The 15,568-nt window shown below is 60.1% G+C and carries 11 protein-coding genes; 6 read left to right on the forward strand and 5 right to left on the reverse strand.

What is annotated here, in order from left to right; translation table 11 throughout:
* Positions 1–258 precede the first annotated feature (258 nt).
* A complete protein-coding gene (locus tag PVT67_RS04795) occupies positions 259–999 on the reverse strand; it encodes an NADPH-dependent F420 reductase (RefSeq protein ID WP_301498385.1) in 741 nt (246 codons plus the stop codon).
* A 70-nt stretch (positions 1,000–1,069) separates the two neighbouring features.
* Here PVT67_RS04795 and PVT67_RS04800 point away from each other — a divergent pair, with 70 nt between their 5' ends.
* Positions 1,070–1,234, forward strand: a complete 165-nt coding sequence (locus tag PVT67_RS04800) for a hypothetical protein (protein ID WP_301498387.1) — start codon at positions 1,070–1,072, stop codon at positions 1,232–1,234.
* 49 nt (positions 1,235–1,283) lie between these two features.
* Here the strand turns inward: PVT67_RS04800 and PVT67_RS04805 are convergent, their stop codons facing one another.
* The 4 genes from PVT67_RS04805 to PVT67_RS04820 all read right to left on the reverse strand — a co-directional run bounded on the left by PVT67_RS04805 (position 1,284) and on the right by PVT67_RS04820 (position 5,558).
* A complete protein-coding gene (locus PVT67_RS04805) occupies positions 1,284–1,502 on the reverse strand; it encodes a DUF6500 family protein (RefSeq protein ID WP_301498389.1) in 219 nt (72 codons plus the stop codon).
* 105 nt (positions 1,503–1,607) lie between these two features.
* Positions 1,608–1,952 (reverse strand): hypothetical protein, encoded by a 345-nt coding sequence (locus PVT67_RS04810; protein ID WP_301498392.1) that lies wholly within the window; start codon positions 1,950–1,952, stop codon positions 1,608–1,610.
* Positions 1,953–2,016: 64 nt separating this feature from the next.
* Positions 2,017–3,057 (reverse strand): hypothetical protein, encoded by a 1,041-nt coding sequence (locus PVT67_RS04815; protein WP_301498394.1) that lies wholly within the window; start codon positions 3,055–3,057, stop codon positions 2,017–2,019.
* Between the two features lie 1,202 nt (positions 3,058–4,259).
* Positions 4,260–5,558, reverse strand: coding sequence for a Na+/H+ antiporter NhaC family protein (locus tag PVT67_RS04820; protein WP_301498396.1), 1,299 nt, complete (start codon positions 5,556–5,558; stop codon positions 4,260–4,262).
* A gap of 205 nt (positions 5,559–5,763) precedes the next feature.
* Here PVT67_RS04820 and PVT67_RS04825 point away from each other — a divergent pair, with 205 nt between their 5' ends.
* The 5 genes from PVT67_RS04825 to PVT67_RS04845 all read left to right on the forward strand — a co-directional run bounded on the left by PVT67_RS04825 (position 5,764) and on the right by PVT67_RS04845 (position 15,492).
* A complete protein-coding gene (locus PVT67_RS04825) occupies positions 5,764–6,822 on the forward strand; it encodes an efflux RND transporter periplasmic adaptor subunit (RefSeq protein WP_301498398.1) in 1,059 nt (352 codons plus the stop codon).
* Complete coding sequence (locus PVT67_RS04830; RefSeq protein ID WP_301498400.1) at positions 6,819–9,965, forward strand: efflux RND transporter permease subunit; 3,147 nt, start codon at positions 6,819–6,821, stop codon at positions 9,963–9,965. The genes PVT67_RS04825 and PVT67_RS04830 overlap by 4 nt, the downstream gene beginning before the upstream one ends.
* The gene (gene dapB / locus PVT67_RS04835) at positions 9,962–10,756 is read left to right on the forward strand and encodes a 4-hydroxy-tetrahydrodipicolinate reductase (RefSeq protein ID WP_301498402.1); all 795 of its coding nucleotides are present in this window, start codon (positions 9,962–9,964) and stop codon (positions 10,754–10,756) included. Before PVT67_RS04830 ends, dapB begins: the two co-directional genes overlap by 4 nt.
* Positions 10,757–11,146: 390 nt before the next feature.
* Complete coding sequence (locus tag PVT67_RS04840) at positions 11,147–13,915, forward strand: TonB-dependent receptor (RefSeq protein WP_336407806.1); 2,769 nt, start codon at positions 11,147–11,149, stop codon at positions 13,913–13,915.
* A gap of 68 nt (positions 13,916–13,983) precedes the next feature.
* Complete coding sequence (locus PVT67_RS04845; RefSeq protein WP_301498406.1) at positions 13,984–15,492, forward strand: tryptophan halogenase family protein; 1,509 nt, start codon at positions 13,984–13,986, stop codon at positions 15,490–15,492.
* Positions 15,493–15,568 lie beyond the last annotated feature (76 nt).

A 15,568-nucleotide genomic window follows, 5' to 3' on the forward strand; every position in this document is an offset into this window, starting at 1 on the left:
CGCTCCCGGCACGTACTCGCCTGCGCCTAGGCGGCCCCCTGCCATCCCTTTCTCAGCTGCACCTCCGCGTCAGTTCGCGGGCAAGCTGCTCTCGTTCGCCAGCTAAAATCAGTCCATTGGACTGATTTCTTAACGCGCTCACCCCGGCGGCTCAGCGCTGCACTTAACGGGCACGAAAGCCGCTTCGTTCCAGCAAGGCTTCTGGTTTCACCTTATGACGGTATAAGAGATGGGGCTGCTCCAAAATCATTGCCTGCCTTATCCCTTGGCGCTGGCGGCCAGGTGGAGGCGGACTATATCTTCGGTCGTGATCTTGTCGCCCAGCGCCACGAATTCCTTGACCATCTCCTCGCGCAGCTGGGGGGCGCGGGCGCGGTTGGCTACCGCCAGTGCTGTGTGCAGCTGGTCGGCTTGGAGTTCTGAGCAGTAGGCCCTGGTGATGGGTTGCTGGCGCCAGGACTCGGCGAGAGGGCCGCCGTCGATGGCGTCGAAACCGGTGTCCTCGACCAGGGACATGACAATGTGCTTGGCCGCTTGGTCGTCCCCCGCCACCGAGAGCGCGAGCCGCCCCTCGGCCCCTTCGGCTTGCCCCTTGCCGGCCAGGACTGAGGCGAGGACGTTGTTCCAGGCCTTGATCACGGTATGCCCGAGTTGCTCGGCCACCCAGAGGCTCTCGACCTGGCCGCCGTCGATGGCGGGGATCTGCCCGTCGCGGATCGGAAAGTAGTTCGAGGTATCGGCCACCACCACCTCATCCGGCAAGCCGGCGATAAGCTCTTTCAGCTCCGGCAACTTGGCAAAGGGGATGGAGAGGATGACCACATCCACCCCCTGCACCGCCTCCCGCGCCGACACCGCCCTGGCCCCCGTCTCCTGGGCCAGCTCCACCAAAGTCTCAGGCCCCCTGGAGTTGGCAATCCGCACCATATGTCCCGCCTTGACGAGTTTCCGTGCCAAAGTAGAACCGATATTCCCTGCGCCTATGATCCCGATCTTCATCTGCTTGCTCCTATCCTTGTTTTTCGCCCTATTTTCCCGATAACGCCTTACTTTCAATGGGATCTCTCCCATGAATGCGCTGATAAAATTTCTATTTTTCGCCGGGTCCCGCCCCGGCAGGCGGGTCACTTTTTTAATTGAACCCTCCTTGAACCTCACTGCTTGCATGCGCAAACTTATCGTCATCTTCAACACCATGGTCAAGAACGGCGAGAAGTGGTCGAAAAAAGCCTGAGCTATTGACGAAATGCCACAGTCACTTGTTAGGTGCATGGTTGGGAAAGCTAAACACCGGATTGAAGCATATCTTTAATTTTGCTGGCTTTTTCAAAGTGGTCTAGTTCATGAGTTTCAATCCACCAGCGGGCGGCTTCCATAAGCACTTCAGGTTGATCGTTCTTGTTCTTAAAGAAGGCATAAAAGGATAGCCCCACATCCAATCCCTTTTTATCGATTTTCTGATCACAAACTTCAATGATCTTGTTTCTAAGTTCTTCTCTCAAATTGGCATCCCTTGAGTCAAATTAGACACATGATGCTGCCCGCAACGGCGAGCGTAGCGAGTCCGTTAAAGCGGGTGAGGTCCAGGTCCGAGTGAAATTGCATTGTTATACGGTGCCTTTCAGTCTTTTCTTGGCTGTTAATAGAGAGGCCCGGAACAAGGTATCATCAGGCTCACCATTGGTCTTGTCTAAATAATATTGAATGATTGGTAGTGACATATAAGCATACTCCGGGAATTCTGATAGTTGGTACACAGCCATCGCTTGCTGAGTATCAACGAGAGGTTTCCCATCTGCGGTGCGGCCTGCCACCCATTCAAATACTTTATGGAATTGCTCGAAACGTTTGTTTTGTTCTGAAAGTCTTTGGTCGCGCAGGTATTTGAATATCGCAAACAGAAACGCAATGACGCTTCCAACTACAGTCAGATATGGCAAATAATCTTTCATCTCGTCTCACGTATAACGCCCGCGTAAAGCGCGCGAGGTACGAGCGTCGCATTTGACGCGTTTGTTAAGCGACAACATGAGCACTCCCATATCCTAAATTAGCCAAAAGGTTTTTGCGTGGGATACCAACTTTTAATTCAAGAGTACGAAAGTACCTGCCTAGTGCATGATCATCAGAATCCGGGCCTGGCCAGAATATAGACAACCCGTCACTATACAATCCATCGATAAATGTAATATGCGTTATGGCTAGAAATAACCTGACGAAGTTAGGTGGTGAATTGAAGTCGTTTCTTAAAAGATGAATTATCATGTGCCTATTAAAGCCATTGCCTTCTTCGTCACTTGGCTTGTATAAAACCTTACTAAAAAACAACTTAAAAGATGATATGACGTCACACTGTGGATTCACATGTATTAAAAAATCCGACAATACCTGCCCATCATAGCCTTTTCCGGGATAATGATTATATTCTGAAAGGACTTTCTCTCCCCAGTTAAACAATATGCTATTTATTCCTTTCTCAAAATTCTCCGAACTAACATTAGATAAGCCGGAACCATTTATTTTGTGCTGCAAATTTCTTAGGCCTGCCTCAAAAACTGGAAGTAGTGACATGATTGCAATATGCGGCATAGAAAGGTAATAAGCCTCGACAGCCTCAAATATTATGTCTTTATACTCGGCCAAACAGCTACTCTTAGAAAAGTATTTGTTTAAGTATGTTGCTGCGATTTCAGGTGAAAAGTTTTTAGATAGCCATTCGTTTGAACTTTCAAGCGGATTTTCTGAATTATTAATTGTATGGATTTCTTTATCCAAAGTTCCCTCACCAATATAAAAAAATATCGGTATTGATACATTGAGCATTCTTTCCTGAAGTTTTAATGTTGTTCCATACTTCTTGTTGTAATAAGCTATTTTACGTTCAGTTACAAAAAACCGTTCATTACGCAAAGTAAAATCAAAGCCCTGCTTGCTACCGATAGTTTTACCAATCACCTCAATATCGATATTCGTATTCTTTTTCACGATTGCTTTGACACTTTCGACAGAGAGGCTGTCTTTACGACACAGGCTTCGTAGAACTTCCAGATTATCCATAATTTTCTCTTGACGCTTAACAGTTTTATTAGCGACCCGGCTCGCTTTTACTCATCAGATCAGTTGATTCTATGCCGATAACCCTCTGATCCCCTTGATAATGTCATCCTGACATCTTATGTCGCTGCGTGAAAGCGAGCCGTCTCTTTATCACGCAAGACACTGGCTCGTTATCATCACCTCGGACGAGTGATAATACTCACTACATCAGTCTCTTATAACGGGTCACACCGGACAAAGCGAGAGCTGCCGGTTGTCACAAAAGCTCCTGGATGTTTGGCTCCGCGAGATATGCTGTACGCCCATCCAAAAAATTGAAGGGAGCTGGCCGCTGTCCAACGGCCAGCCGTGGCAAGCAGTTTTGGCTTAGCCAAAAGGGCGGATCATATGCCTGCGGCATGGCTTATTGCTTGCCGGGTCCCGCCCCGGCGGGCGGGATACTTTGTTTTCGCACAAAGTATCCAAAGGCACCGCCCCTGGCGTTACGCGATGTCCTTACCTCTGGTCGCTCGGAGGCCACCGGCTCATACGCGCTCCCGGCACGTATTCGCCTGCACCTGGGCGGCCCCCTGCCGTCCTGTCTCGGCTGGCCTTTCACTCCCGGCGGCAAGGCGCTTCACTTAAAAGGGGCTCCGGGGTCCCACCTGCCAGCTCGGTTAGCTGTACTGGGCTTTTGCTTCTTCCTGGCGTTGCGCAGAAGCACGAGCGGATCTGCGGGACCTTAGGCTAGAAGCTTAAGCCAATGGTGATGGCGCTTTCGCCCCGTTAAGCGCAGCGCTGAGCCGCCGGGAGCCTGAGCTGGCGCGAGGCAGGACGCCGAGCGAGCGGAATACGTGGTTGGACCCGCGTATGCAGCGGTCAGCGGTAAGCGACCAGAGGCGAAGGAGAAGCGAAGCGTGGGGCCGGGTTTTGGGTACTTTTGCCGCAAAAGTACCGCGCCAGCGGGGCGCCCCCCGCAAACAAACAGCCGGTGCCGTCAGGCACCTTCAAGACACGCTACCGCCCCAAGGTTGCTGCCTCCCTGTAATGCGCAAAGCGGACCTTCCTTGGCGCTTAGGCTCAACATTAGACAGGGTCTGGCTGTTCGTAAAGCACACAACCGATTCAAAATCAGTCCCGTGGCGCCAAAGCCCAGCCACAAAAAAGGCCCCTGCAAGAGGGGCCTTGGCCAAGGCAATAAAGAGAAGCGCGGTGAGGCAACCTCAATGCCTCACCAGCACCCGCCGCGACACCGGCACCAGCACGGTGGAAAGGGTGATGGCCGCCAGCAGCAGCACATAGCCGGAGTGGCTGACCACCTCCACAGGGGACAGGCCAAAGGAGGAACCCAGCAGCAGCGCCTGGGCGCCCCAGGGAATGAGCCCCTGGTTGACGCAGGCGAAGATGTCCAAGAGGCTCGCCGAGCGCACCGGGCTGATCTGGCTCTTCTGAGCCAGATCCTTGGCCAGCTGGCCGTTGACGATGATGGAGACGGTGTTGTTGGCGGTGCAGAAGTTGGTGGAAAACACCAGGCCGGCGATGGCCAGCTCGCCGCTCTGGCGGCTGCCGCTACGGTCCAGCTTGGCGGCCAGCCAGGCGAGGCCCCCCTGCTTTTCCATCAGGTAGGCCAGGCCCCCCATCAACAGGGAGAGCATGAAGATCTCCTGCATGCCGGTGAAGCCGCCGTAGATGTCCTTGGCGTACTGGCTCCAGCCGTAGTCGCCGGAAAGGCCCACCAGACCGGCCAGCACTATGCCCAGCAGCAGCACCACGAAGACGTTGAGGCCCAGCACCGCCAGCACCAGTATCACCAGGTAGGGCATTATCGGCAGCAGCTGGTAGTCCTTGGCCTCGACAGGGGCCTGGCTGGTGCCGGCCAGGCCCAGCCAGAGCAAGGTCAGCAGGGCGGCGGGCAGGGCCAGGCGGAAGTTGGCGCGGAACTTGTCTTTCATGTCGCAGCCCTGGGTGCGGGTGGCGGCGATGGTGGTGTCGGAGATGATGGAGAGGTTGTCACCGAAGATGGCGCCGGAAAGAAGCGCTCCTGCCGTCAGCCCCAGGGGCAGGTCCCCCTGCTGGGCCAGGCCCAGGGCCACCGGGGCCAGGGCCGCTATGGTGCCCATGGAGGTGCCCATGGCGGTGGCGATGAAGGCGGCGATGACGAAGAGCCCGGGCAGCAGCAGGGCGCTCGGCACCAGGGACAGGCCCAGCTGCACCGTGGCGTCGACGCCGCCTGTGGCCTTGGCCACGGCCCCGAAGGCCCCGGCCAGCAGATAGATGAGGCACATGGCCATGATGTTGGAATGGCCGCAGCCCCTGAGGAACTGCTCCATGGTGCTGTTGAGGCTGTCCTTTGAGATCAGCACGGCCAGGATCAGGGCCGGCAGCACCGCCACCGGGGCCGGCAGCTGGTAAAAGGCGTAGTCGACGCCGGTCAGGCTCAGGTAGGAGCCCACGCCCAGGAACAGCGCCAGGAAGGCCAGCAGCGGCAGCAGGGGCAGGGGGGAACCTTGCTTGTGGGACACAGTCTTCTCCTCGGAGGCAGGTGCCGGTTAAAGGCGCGCAAATTTACGCCAGCACTCTGGAGCTGTCAACGTCTGGACGTCTGGATGTTGAAGTCGCCAAACCTCCCTTTATCGCGGCCGGGGATCGGCATATCCGATCCGCGGCCAAGCTTGTCAGCGAATAATGCGACTATTGCTCCAATAGCGAGTTCAGGAAAGCAAGAAAATGAAGAAACTGGCCTTAGTGGTGGTGCTGGCGCTGATCGCCGCCGCCTTCTGGTGGCAACACAAGCAGCAGGCGGCGCCGACCCACGGCAAAGCGGCCCTGGTCAGGGTGGTGACCCGCCCCGTGGCCATGCAGCTGCTGTCCGACGAGATAGAGGCCCTGGGCACCACCCAGGCCTTCGAGTCGGTGACCATCACGGCCAGCGTCAGCGACAAGATTGAAGAGGTGCTCTTCCACGACAACCAGCAGGTCAAGGCCGGCGATCTACTGGTGACCTTGCAGCACCAGGAAGAGCAGGCGGCCCTGGACGCCGCCGAGGTGGATCTCAAGGAGCAGCAGCGGGAATACCGCCGCATCACCGACCTGGTGAAGAAGAAGACCATAGCCGCCTCCGAGCTGGACCGGCTGCAGAGCGCCGTGGACTTGGCCAAGGCCAACGTGGCCAAGAGCCAGGCCCAGCTCAATGACCGCTTCATCCGCGCCCCCTTCGACGGCCGCCTCGGCTTTCGCCAGGTCAGCACCGGCGCCCTGGTCAGCCCCGGCACCGCCATCACCACCCTGGACGACGTCAGCCCCATCAAGCTGGACTTCACGGTGCCGGAGCGCTTCCTGCCGATCCTGAGCCCCGGCAAGGACATCCACGCCAGCTCCGAAGCGGTGCCGGACCGGCGTTTCCAGGGCAAGGTGGCCAGCATCGACACCCGTATCGACCCCGTGTCCCGCAGCGCCACAGTGCGGGCGGAGCTTGACAACCAGGACGGCTCCCTGCGCCCCGGCATGCTGCTGCGGGTGCGGCTGGTCAAGGAGGCGCGCCGCGCCCTGGCGGTGCCGGCGGCGGCCTTGTTCCAGCTCAAAGATCAGCATTTCGTGTTCGTGGTGGACAAGGACCACAAGGTCAGCCAGCGCGCCGTGCAGACGGGGCTGCGCCTGCCCGGCCTGGTGGAAGTGGTGGCCGGCCTCAAGGAAGGTGAGCATGTGGTGATCCGCGGCCTGTTGAAAGTCCGTGACGGCGCCACCGTCGAGGAGAAGCAGGAAGACTACCCGGGGGCCAAGGCATGATCCTGACCGATCTCTCGGTCCGGCGCCCGGTGGTGGCGTCGGTGTTGTCGCTGCTGATCGTCATCTTCGGCCTGGTGGCCTTCGGCAAGCTGCCGCTGCGCGAATATCCCAGCATAGATCCGCCCCTGGTCAACATCCACACCACCTACCGGGGCGCCTCGGCGGCGGTGGTGGAGTCCCGTATCACCCAGATTTTGGAAGACAGGGTGTCCGGCATCGAAGGCATTCGCAACATCAACTCCAGCAGCCAGGACGGCAGCTCTTCCATCACCATCGAATTCGACATAGCCCGCAACATAGACGCGGCCACCAACGACGTGCGCGACAAGATCTCCGGGGCCCTCAACAACCTGCCGGAAGAGGCGGATCCACCGGAGGTGTCCAAGGCCGGCTCCGACGACGAGACGGTGATGTGGCTCATCCTCCAGTCCGACCGCATGACGGTGCGCGAGCTCTCCGACTACGCCGACCGCTACCTGGTGGACAAGTTCTCGGTGCTGAACGGCGTGGCCCGGGTGCGCATCGGCGGCGAGCAGCGCACGGCCATGCGCATCTGGCTGGACCGCCAGGCCCTGGCGGCCCGCAACCTCACCGTCACCGACGTGGAAAACGCCCTGCGTTCCCAGAACGTGGAGCTGCCGGCCGGGGACCTCGAGGCCCTTGACCGCCAGTTCACGGTGCGCCTGCAGCGCCAGTACGAGAAGCAGGAAGACTTCGCCAACCTGGTGGTGGGCCGCGGCAAGGACGGCTACCTGGTCAAGCTGTCGGACGTGGCGCGGGTGGAGGAGAGCACCGACGAGACCCGCAAGATGTTCCGCGGCAACGGCCAGAACATGGTGGGCCTCGGCATCGCCAAGACCTCCACGGCCAACACCCTGGAGGTGGCGCGGGCCGCCCATGAACTGGTCAAGCAGCTCAACCACAGCCTGCCGGCCGGCATGACCCTGGGGGCCGGCTACGACTCCTCCATATTCATCGAAAAATCGGTGGACGAGGTCTACAGCACCCTCTTCATCGCCATGTTGCTGGTGGTCATCGTCATCTACCTCTTCCTGGGGTCGGTGCGGGCCATGGTGATACCGGCGGTGGCCCTGCCGGTGTCCCTGATGGGGGCCATCATCGTCCTCTACGCCCTCGGCTATACCATCAACCTGCTGACCTTGCTGGCCATGATCCTCGCCATCGGCATGGTGGTGGACGACGCCATCGTCATGCTGGAGAACATCCACAGGCGTATAGAGGAAGGGGAGTCGCCGTTGGTGGCGGCCTTCCTGGGGGCGCGCCAGGTGGCCTTTGCCGTTATCGCCACCACCATGGTGCTGATCTCGGTGTTCCTGCCCATCACCTTCCTGGAAGGGGACTTGGGCAAGCTCTTTACCGAGTTCTCTGTGGCCATGGCCGCGGCCGTAGCCTTCTCGGCCGTGGTGGCCCTGACCCTGTCGCCCATGATGTGCTCCAAGCTGCTGAGGGCCCATGACGGCCATTCCGGCCTGGCGGGCTTCATGGAGCGGCTGCTGGGGCGCATCGCTGCCGGCTACCAGGTGCTGCTGACCCGGCTTATCCGCCACCCGCTCTGGGTGCTGGCCCTGGTGCTGGCCAGCGTCGCTGCCATTTCCTACCTGGTGGAAAAGGTGCCCGGCGAATTCACGCCCCCCGAGGACCGCGGCTCCTTCTATGTGATGGTGGGCGGCCCCGAGGGCGCCTCCTACTCGTACATGGAAAAGTACATGAACGAGATAGAGAAGCGGCTGCTGCCCATGACGGGCCCGGACGGCGAGTTCGGCAAGATGATCACCCTGGCCCCCCGCGGCTGGGGCGGGGTGCGGGCCTACAACAGCGGCATGGTGATCATCTCCCTGAAGGACTGGTCACAGCGCCGGCCTATCAGCGAGGTCATGGACGATGTGCGCGCGCGCCTTAGCGATCTGGCCGGGGTGCGGGCCTTCACCGTGATGCGCAGCGCCTTCGGCCGCGGCACCGCCAAGCCGGTGCAGTTCGTCATCGGCGGCCCCGACTACGACAGCCTGCGGGAATGGCGGGACATCATAGAGAAGGAGGCGGCCAAGAACCCGGGCCTGCGCGGCATCGACGACGACTACAAGGAAACCAAACCCCAGCTCAAGGTGACGGTGGACCAGGCGCGCGCCGCCGACCTTGGCATCAGCATGAACACCATCGGCAAGACGTTGGAAACCATGCTGGGCTCCAAGGTGGTCACCACCTATGTGAAGAACGGCGAGGAGTATGACGTCATCCTCGAAGGGGAGCGGGACGAGCAGCGCTCGCCCCAGGCCATAGGCGGCATCTATGTGCGCTCCGACAAGAACGGCCAGCTGGTGCCCCTGAGTTCGGTGGTCAACGTCAAGGAGGTGGCGGACGCCGCCAGCCTCAACCGCTACAACCGGATGAGGGCCATCACCATAGAGGCCAACCTGGCGGACGGCTACAGCCTGGGGGATGCCCTCAAATACATGGACGACCTCGCCGCCCGGCTGCTGCCGGCCGAGGCCTCCATCAGTTACAAGGGCCCGTCCCTGGACTACAAGAACTCCGGCAGCTCCGTCTACTTCATCTTCGCCCTGGCATTGGGGGTGGTGTTCCTGGTGCTGGCGGCCCAGTTCGAGAGCTGGGTGCACCCCCTGGTGATCATGCTGGCGGTGCCGCTGGCCATGCTCGGCGCCTTGCTGGGGCTCTACTTCACCGGCCAGACCATCAACATCTACAGCCAAATCGGCATCATCATGCTCATTGGCCTGGCGGCCAAGAACGGCATCCTCATCGTCGAGTTCGCCAACCAGCTCCGGGACGAGGGCCAGGAATTCACCCAGGCCCTGGTCAACGCCTCCGTTCAGCGCCTGAGGCCCATACTGATGACGGGGATCACCACGGCCGCCGGCTCAGTACCCCTGGTGCTGGCCTCCGGCGCCGGCGCCGAGACCCGCTACGTCATCGGCATAGTGGTGCTTTGCGGCATCGTCGTTGCCACCGGCTTTACCTTGCTGGTCACCCCCGTGATGTACGCCTGGCTGGCCAGGCGCACGTTGTCCCCCGAGCATGTGAGCCGCGAACTGCAAGCGGCACTGGACCGGGAAGGAAAAGCCGTTAAAGTGTTGGCCTCCGAGCCGCTTGAGGACAAATCATGACAGCTATCGCCATATTGGGGGCCAACGGCCGCATGGGTAAGGCGCTGATCCGCGCCATCGCCGAAGACGACGCCGCCAAACTGGTGTCGGCCCAGGTCCGCCCCGGCCATGCCCTGCTGGGCCAGGACGCCGGTATCCAGGCCGGCGTCGAGCCGCTGGGAGTGGCCCTGAGCGACCAGCTCAACCCCGGCACCCAGGTGGTGGTCGACTTCACCTCGCCGGACAATACCGCCTTGGTGGCCGCCGATTGTGCCGCCAAGGGCCTGGCCCTGGTGGTGGGCACCACAGGCCTGGAAGAGCGCCACAAGGCGGCCCTGGTTGAAGCCGCCAGGCAGGTGCCGGTGGTGTTCGCCCCCAACATGAGCGTGGGGGTCAACCTGCTGCTGGGTCTGGTGCATCTTGCCAGCCAGGTGCTGGGGGACAGCGTCGACATCGAGGTGCTGGAAGCCCACCACCGCCACAAGAAGGATGCCCCTTCGGGCACCGCCCTGGCCCTGGGGGAAGCGGCGGCCAAGGCCCTTGGCCGTAACCTCAAGGAATGCGCCGTCTACGGCCGCGAGGGCATCACCGGCGAGCGCGACCGCCAGACCATAGGTTTCGCGACTGTGCGAGCCGGCGACATCATCGGCGAGCATACGGTGCTCTTCGCCGGCGAGGGCGAGCGCATCGAGCTGACCCACAAGGCCCACAACCGCGACACCTTCGCCATCGGTGCCCTGCGCGCCGCCCACTGGCTGCAAGGCCGCGCCCCTGGCCTCTACGACATGCAGGATGTCCTTGGCCTGAAGTAAGTCAGACCCTGGTTGCCGCCAAGTTGACGTTGGCGGCAACTTATTCCCTCCGCAGTGCCCTTTTTACTATCCGCAAAAGTTACATTTCCTTAACTATCATCCGTTTGTCGGGTGGTCACTTCGCTGCCAAGCCCTCTATTCGGCAGCCTGTCCGAAGGCGATCCGGTTAAAGGATTATTACCAAAGCCCTTTGAATACGTATGCAATGCGTTGTCCTGCGATCTGCCTATTGCGTAGCATTCATTTCGGGCAGCGGCCGCCCGTTGACGTCAAGGTAATGTTGATAAGAACGGCCGCTCAACGACACAGACAATAAGCCCGATAGGGCAGGGGGAAACGATGGCGACATTCAAGCCGAATTTACTGGCACTGGCTCTGGCGACAGCGGGTATGACCGTAACCGCCCTGCCTGTGAAGTCTTGGGCTGCTGATGCGGATCAACAAGCTGTAGCGAAAGCCGACACCAAGGCCAAGGACAAGAAGAAAGACAAAGATGTCGAAGTAATCGAAGTCACCGGCTTCAAGGCCAGTCTGCAGCGCTCCCAGGCCATCAAGCAGACCAACACCTCCATCGTTGAGGCCATCTCTGCCGAAGACATCGGCAAGCTGCCCGATTCCAGTATCGCCGAATCCATCGCCCGCCTGCCTGGCGTCGCGGCCCAGCGCCTCGACGGCCGCGCCAGCTCCATATCCATCCGTGGCCTGGGTGAAGACTTCTCCACCACCACCTTCAACGGCCGCGAGCAGGTCTCCATCGGTGATGGCCGCGGTGTCGAGATGGACCTTTATCCGTCCGAGATCATGAACGCCGTCGTGGTCTACAAAACCCCCGACGCCAGCCTCACCAGTCAAGGTATCGCCGGCACCATCGACCTGCAGACTGTGCGCCCCCTCAAGCAAGGCAAGCGCAGCTTCACCGCCAGCCTGACCGGTGAGAAGAACCAGATCGGCCAGCTCAACCCGGACGGTAAAGACAAGGGCTGGCGCTCCACCGTCTCCTATATCGACCAGTTCGCCGACGACAAAGTGGGCCTGGCCCTGGCCGTGTCCCACATGGACTCCCCCAACAACGAAAAACGCTGGCAGACCTGGGGCTTCCCCACCGATGCCAACGGCGACTATATCCTGGGCGGTGCCAAACCTTTCGTCCGCTCCAGCCAGCTGAAGCGCGACACCGTCATGGGGGTGCTGGAGTTGGCCCCCAACGACCAACTGCATGTCACCCTGGATGCCCTGCACATCCACTTCAAGGATGACAAGATCCTGCGCGGTATCGAGATCCCCTTCGCCTGGGGCCAGGGCACCGTCACCGCCGACACCGTCGATAACGGCCTGGTCACCGAAGGTACCACTGTCGGCCAGCAGGTCGTGGTCCGTAACGACCGTGAATTCCGCAAGGCGGATCTGGATGCCTTCGGCCTGAACCTGGAATACAACATCGGCGACAACTGGGTGGTCGGTGGCGATGCCAGCTACTCCAAGGTCAAGCGTGACATCTTCAGCCTCGAGTCCTACTCAGGCACCGGCCGTGGTACCGGCGTCGGCGCTTCCGACGACATCAGCTACAGCCTCAACGGTGGCTCCGAAGGCGCCATGTTCACCCACAACCTGGACTATAGCGATCCTAACCTCATCATGATGGGTGGCCCCCTGAGCTGGGGTAATGGTATCGCCGTACCCAACGACGGCCAGGACGGTTTCATCAACAGGCCGAAAATCGACGACGAGCTGAAGGCCCTGAAGCTGGATGCCCAGCGTTTCTTCGACAACGACTACATCTCCAGCGTCAAGTTTGGTGTCAACTACAGCGACCGCACCAAGACCCGCAACGACAAGGGTACCTACCTGACCCTCAACGCCTATCCCAACCTGTTGCCGGTGCCCCAGCAGTATCTGCTGTCACCCACCGACCTGGGTTTCATCGGCATGGGTCATATGCTGAGCTATGACTCCCTGGCCATGTACAACGACGGCTACTACTCCGAGCACGATCAGGGGGCGACCGAGCCGGACCGTGCCATCAACTCCTGGGAAGTGAGCGAGAAGGTCACCACCGGCTTCGTGATGGCCAATATCGACAGCATGCTGTGGGGCATGGGTGTTCGCGGCAACGTCGGCGTCCAGTACGTTCACACCAAGCAAGGCTCCCTGGGTAACCAGGTCACCGTACAGAACGGCGCTACCGAGATCGTCAAAGCCGACCGCGGCATCAGCTACAACAACTGGCTGCCCAGCCTGAACCTGAGCTTCGAAGTGGCCGACCAGCAGTTCGTGCGCCTCGGTGCCGCCCGCACCCTGACCCGTTCCCGCATGGATCGCATGAACGCCAGCTACGGTTACAGCTTCAACTCTTCCCTGAACGTCCCCGGCGCTACCGTTGGTGCTTCTCCCTGGAGTGGCCACGGCGGCAACCCCGAGCTCAAGCCCTTTATCGCCAACCAGTATGATCTCACCTACGAGAACTACTTCAGCTCCCAGGGCTACTTCAGCGCCGCCTTGTTCTACAAGGATCTGAAAAACTGGCAATTCGAGGAGCCCACCATTGCGGACTTCTCCGGCGTACCGCCGCTGACTACCGATCCCGTCTATCAGGACAAGGGTGTGGTCTCCGTTTGGGAAAACACCAACGGCGGTTACATCAAGGGTGCCGAGTTCAGCGTGTCACTGCCGGGTGAGCTCTTGAGTGATGCCCTGGAAGGCTTCGGTGCCATCCTGAGTGCCACCTACAACACCAGCTCCGTATCCTTCACGCACCCGACCGCCATCAACGCGGACGACAGTGTGACCTACGGCACCACCAACATCCAGGTGCCCGGTCTGTCCCGCCGCATCTACAACGCCACTGTCTTCTATGAGAAGAATGGCTTCCAGTTCAGGACCAGCATGCGTAAGCGCAGCGACTTCCTGGGTGAGGTCTACGGCATCTCCTTCACCCACACTCCTGTGAACGTGAAAGGGTCCGCCGTGTGGGATGCCCAGGTCAGCTATGACTTCTCCGAGTCCGGCATCGAAGCCCTCAAGGGCCTGACCGTCAGCCTGCAGGGCCAGAACCTGAGCAACGAACCTTTCGTTACCACCGATGCTGAAGACAAGCGCCTGGTGCGTGACTACCAGGTTTACGGCCGCAACTTCCTGTTGGGCCTGAACTACAAGTTCTAATCTCTCTGTACTGACCTATTTGCCCCTGTAACCTTAGGTTCCAGGGGCATTTTTTTAGGGGAAGCGCTATGCAAGAAAACAGGGTGCGCAAGGTGGCCATATTGGGGGGCGGCAGCTCGGGCTGGATGGCCGCGGCCATGTTGGCCAAGGTGATGGGGCCACTGCTTGAGATCTGCCTGGTCGAATCCGAGGATATCGGTACCGTCGGGGTAGGAGAGGCCACAATACCGCCCATACAGCTCTTCAACGGCTTGCTGGGCCTGGACGAGGCTGACTTTCTCACCCAGACCCTGGGCTCCATCAAGCTCGGCATCCAGTTCGAAGGCTGGGGCAAGCCCGAAGACAGCTATATGCATGCCTTCGGTGACATAGGCCAGGCCCTGGGCCTGACTCCCTTCCACCAGTTCTGGCTCAAGGCCAGGAGCGAGGGGGACCAGAGCGATTTCTGGGACTATTCCCTCAACTACCAGGCCGCCAAGGCCGGCCGCTTCATCCCCTTGGAGCGGATCCCCGACTCCTCCCTCAAGGGCCTGGTCCACGCCTACCATTTCGACGCTGGCCTCTATGCCCAGATGCTGCGCCGCTTCAGTGAAGGCAAGGGCGTCAAGCGCATCGAAGGTAAGGTCAAGGCCGTTCCCCTTGAGGCAGATGGCAGCATTGCCGCCCTGGTGCTGGAGGACGGTAAGCGTGTCGAGGCGGATCTCTTTATCGATTGCAGCGGCTTCAGGGCGCTCTTGATCGAAGGAGCGCTGAAGGCGGGCTTCGAGGCTTGGAGCCACTGGCTGCCCTGTGACCGAGCCCTGGCGGTGCCCAGCCGCAACGACGGCGACCCCAGGCCCTACACCCGCAGCATCGCCCACAAGGCGGGCTGGCAGTGGCAGATCCCGCTGCAGCACCGCACCGGCAACGGCCTTGTCTATTGCAGCCAGTACCTGGGCGACGACGAGGCGGCTGCCATACTGCTGGCGGGGCTCGACGGTGAGCCCCTGGCAGAACCCCGCCTTATCCGTTTCCAGATAGGCCGGCGCCGGCAGCAGTGGGTCAAGAACTGCGTCAGCCTGGGCCTTTCAAGCGGCTTTCTCGAACCCTTGGAGTCCACCAGCCTGCACATGGTGCAAAGCGGCATCATCCGCCTTATCAAGCACTTCCCACGCGCAGCCATCCATGACGCCGAAGTGGCCGAATTCAACCGCCAATCCATGCTGGATTTCGAATACATCCGCGATTTCATCATCCTCCACTACCACCTCAACCAGCGCGTAGAACCTTTCTGGCGAGACAGGCGGGAGATGGCGGTGCCTGACACCTTGAAGCGGCGCCTGGCGCTCTTTGCCGCCTCAGGCCGGGTGTTCCGGGAGCAGGACGAGCTGTTCAGCGAGGTGGCCTGGTATCAAGTGCTGCTGGGCCAGAACCTGATGCCGGTGGACCGCGACCCCTTGGCCGACGCCCTGGGTGGCCCCCAACTCAAGGATTTCCTCGACAAGCTGCGCAACGTCATCCGGGGAACCTGCGATCGCCTGCCAAGGCATGGGGACTTCCTGCGCCGCGCCCAACAATTGGCCAAGGGCAGGGGATGAACGGCAAGCCCTTGGCGACAAAGGGTTGAATACGTTTGCAATGCCTTGTTGTGGTGGGGCCCGGCCGTTAGCGTAA

The sequence above is a fragment of the Gallaecimonas kandeliae genome (assembly GCF_030450055.1).
Classification (GTDB): domain Bacteria; phylum Pseudomonadota; class Gammaproteobacteria; order Enterobacterales; family Gallaecimonadaceae; genus Gallaecimonas; species Gallaecimonas kandeliae.

Coding starts and splice junctions, on each gene's coding strand:
- PVT67_RS04800 (WP_301498387.1), top strand. CDS start 1,070: ATGAATGCGCTGATAAAATTTCTATTTTTCGCCGGGTCCCGCCCCGGC.
- PVT67_RS04845 (WP_301498406.1), top strand. CDS start 13,984: ATGCAAGAAAACAGGGTGCGCAAGGTGGCCATATTGGGGGGCGGCAGC.
- PVT67_RS04830 (WP_301498400.1), top strand. CDS start 6,819: ATGATCCTGACCGATCTCTCGGTCCGGCGCCCGGTGGTGGCGTCGGTG.
- PVT67_RS04815 (WP_301498394.1), bottom strand. CDS start 3,057: ATGGATAATCTGGAAGTTCTACGAAGCCTGTGTCGTAAAGACAGCCTC.
- PVT67_RS04825 (WP_301498398.1), top strand. CDS start 5,764: ATGAAGAAACTGGCCTTAGTGGTGGTGCTGGCGCTGATCGCCGCCGCC.
- PVT67_RS04795 (WP_301498385.1), bottom strand. CDS start 999: ATGAAGATCGGGATCATAGGCGCAGGGAATATCGGTTCTACTTTGGCA.
- PVT67_RS04840 (WP_336407806.1), top strand. CDS start 11,147: ATGACCGTAACCGCCCTGCCTGTGAAGTCTTGGGCTGCTGATGCGGAT.
- dapB (WP_301498402.1), top strand. CDS start 9,962: ATGACAGCTATCGCCATATTGGGGGCCAACGGCCGCATGGGTAAGGCG.
- PVT67_RS04810 (WP_301498392.1), bottom strand. CDS start 1,952: ATGAAAGATTATTTGCCATATCTGACTGTAGTTGGAAGCGTCATTGCG.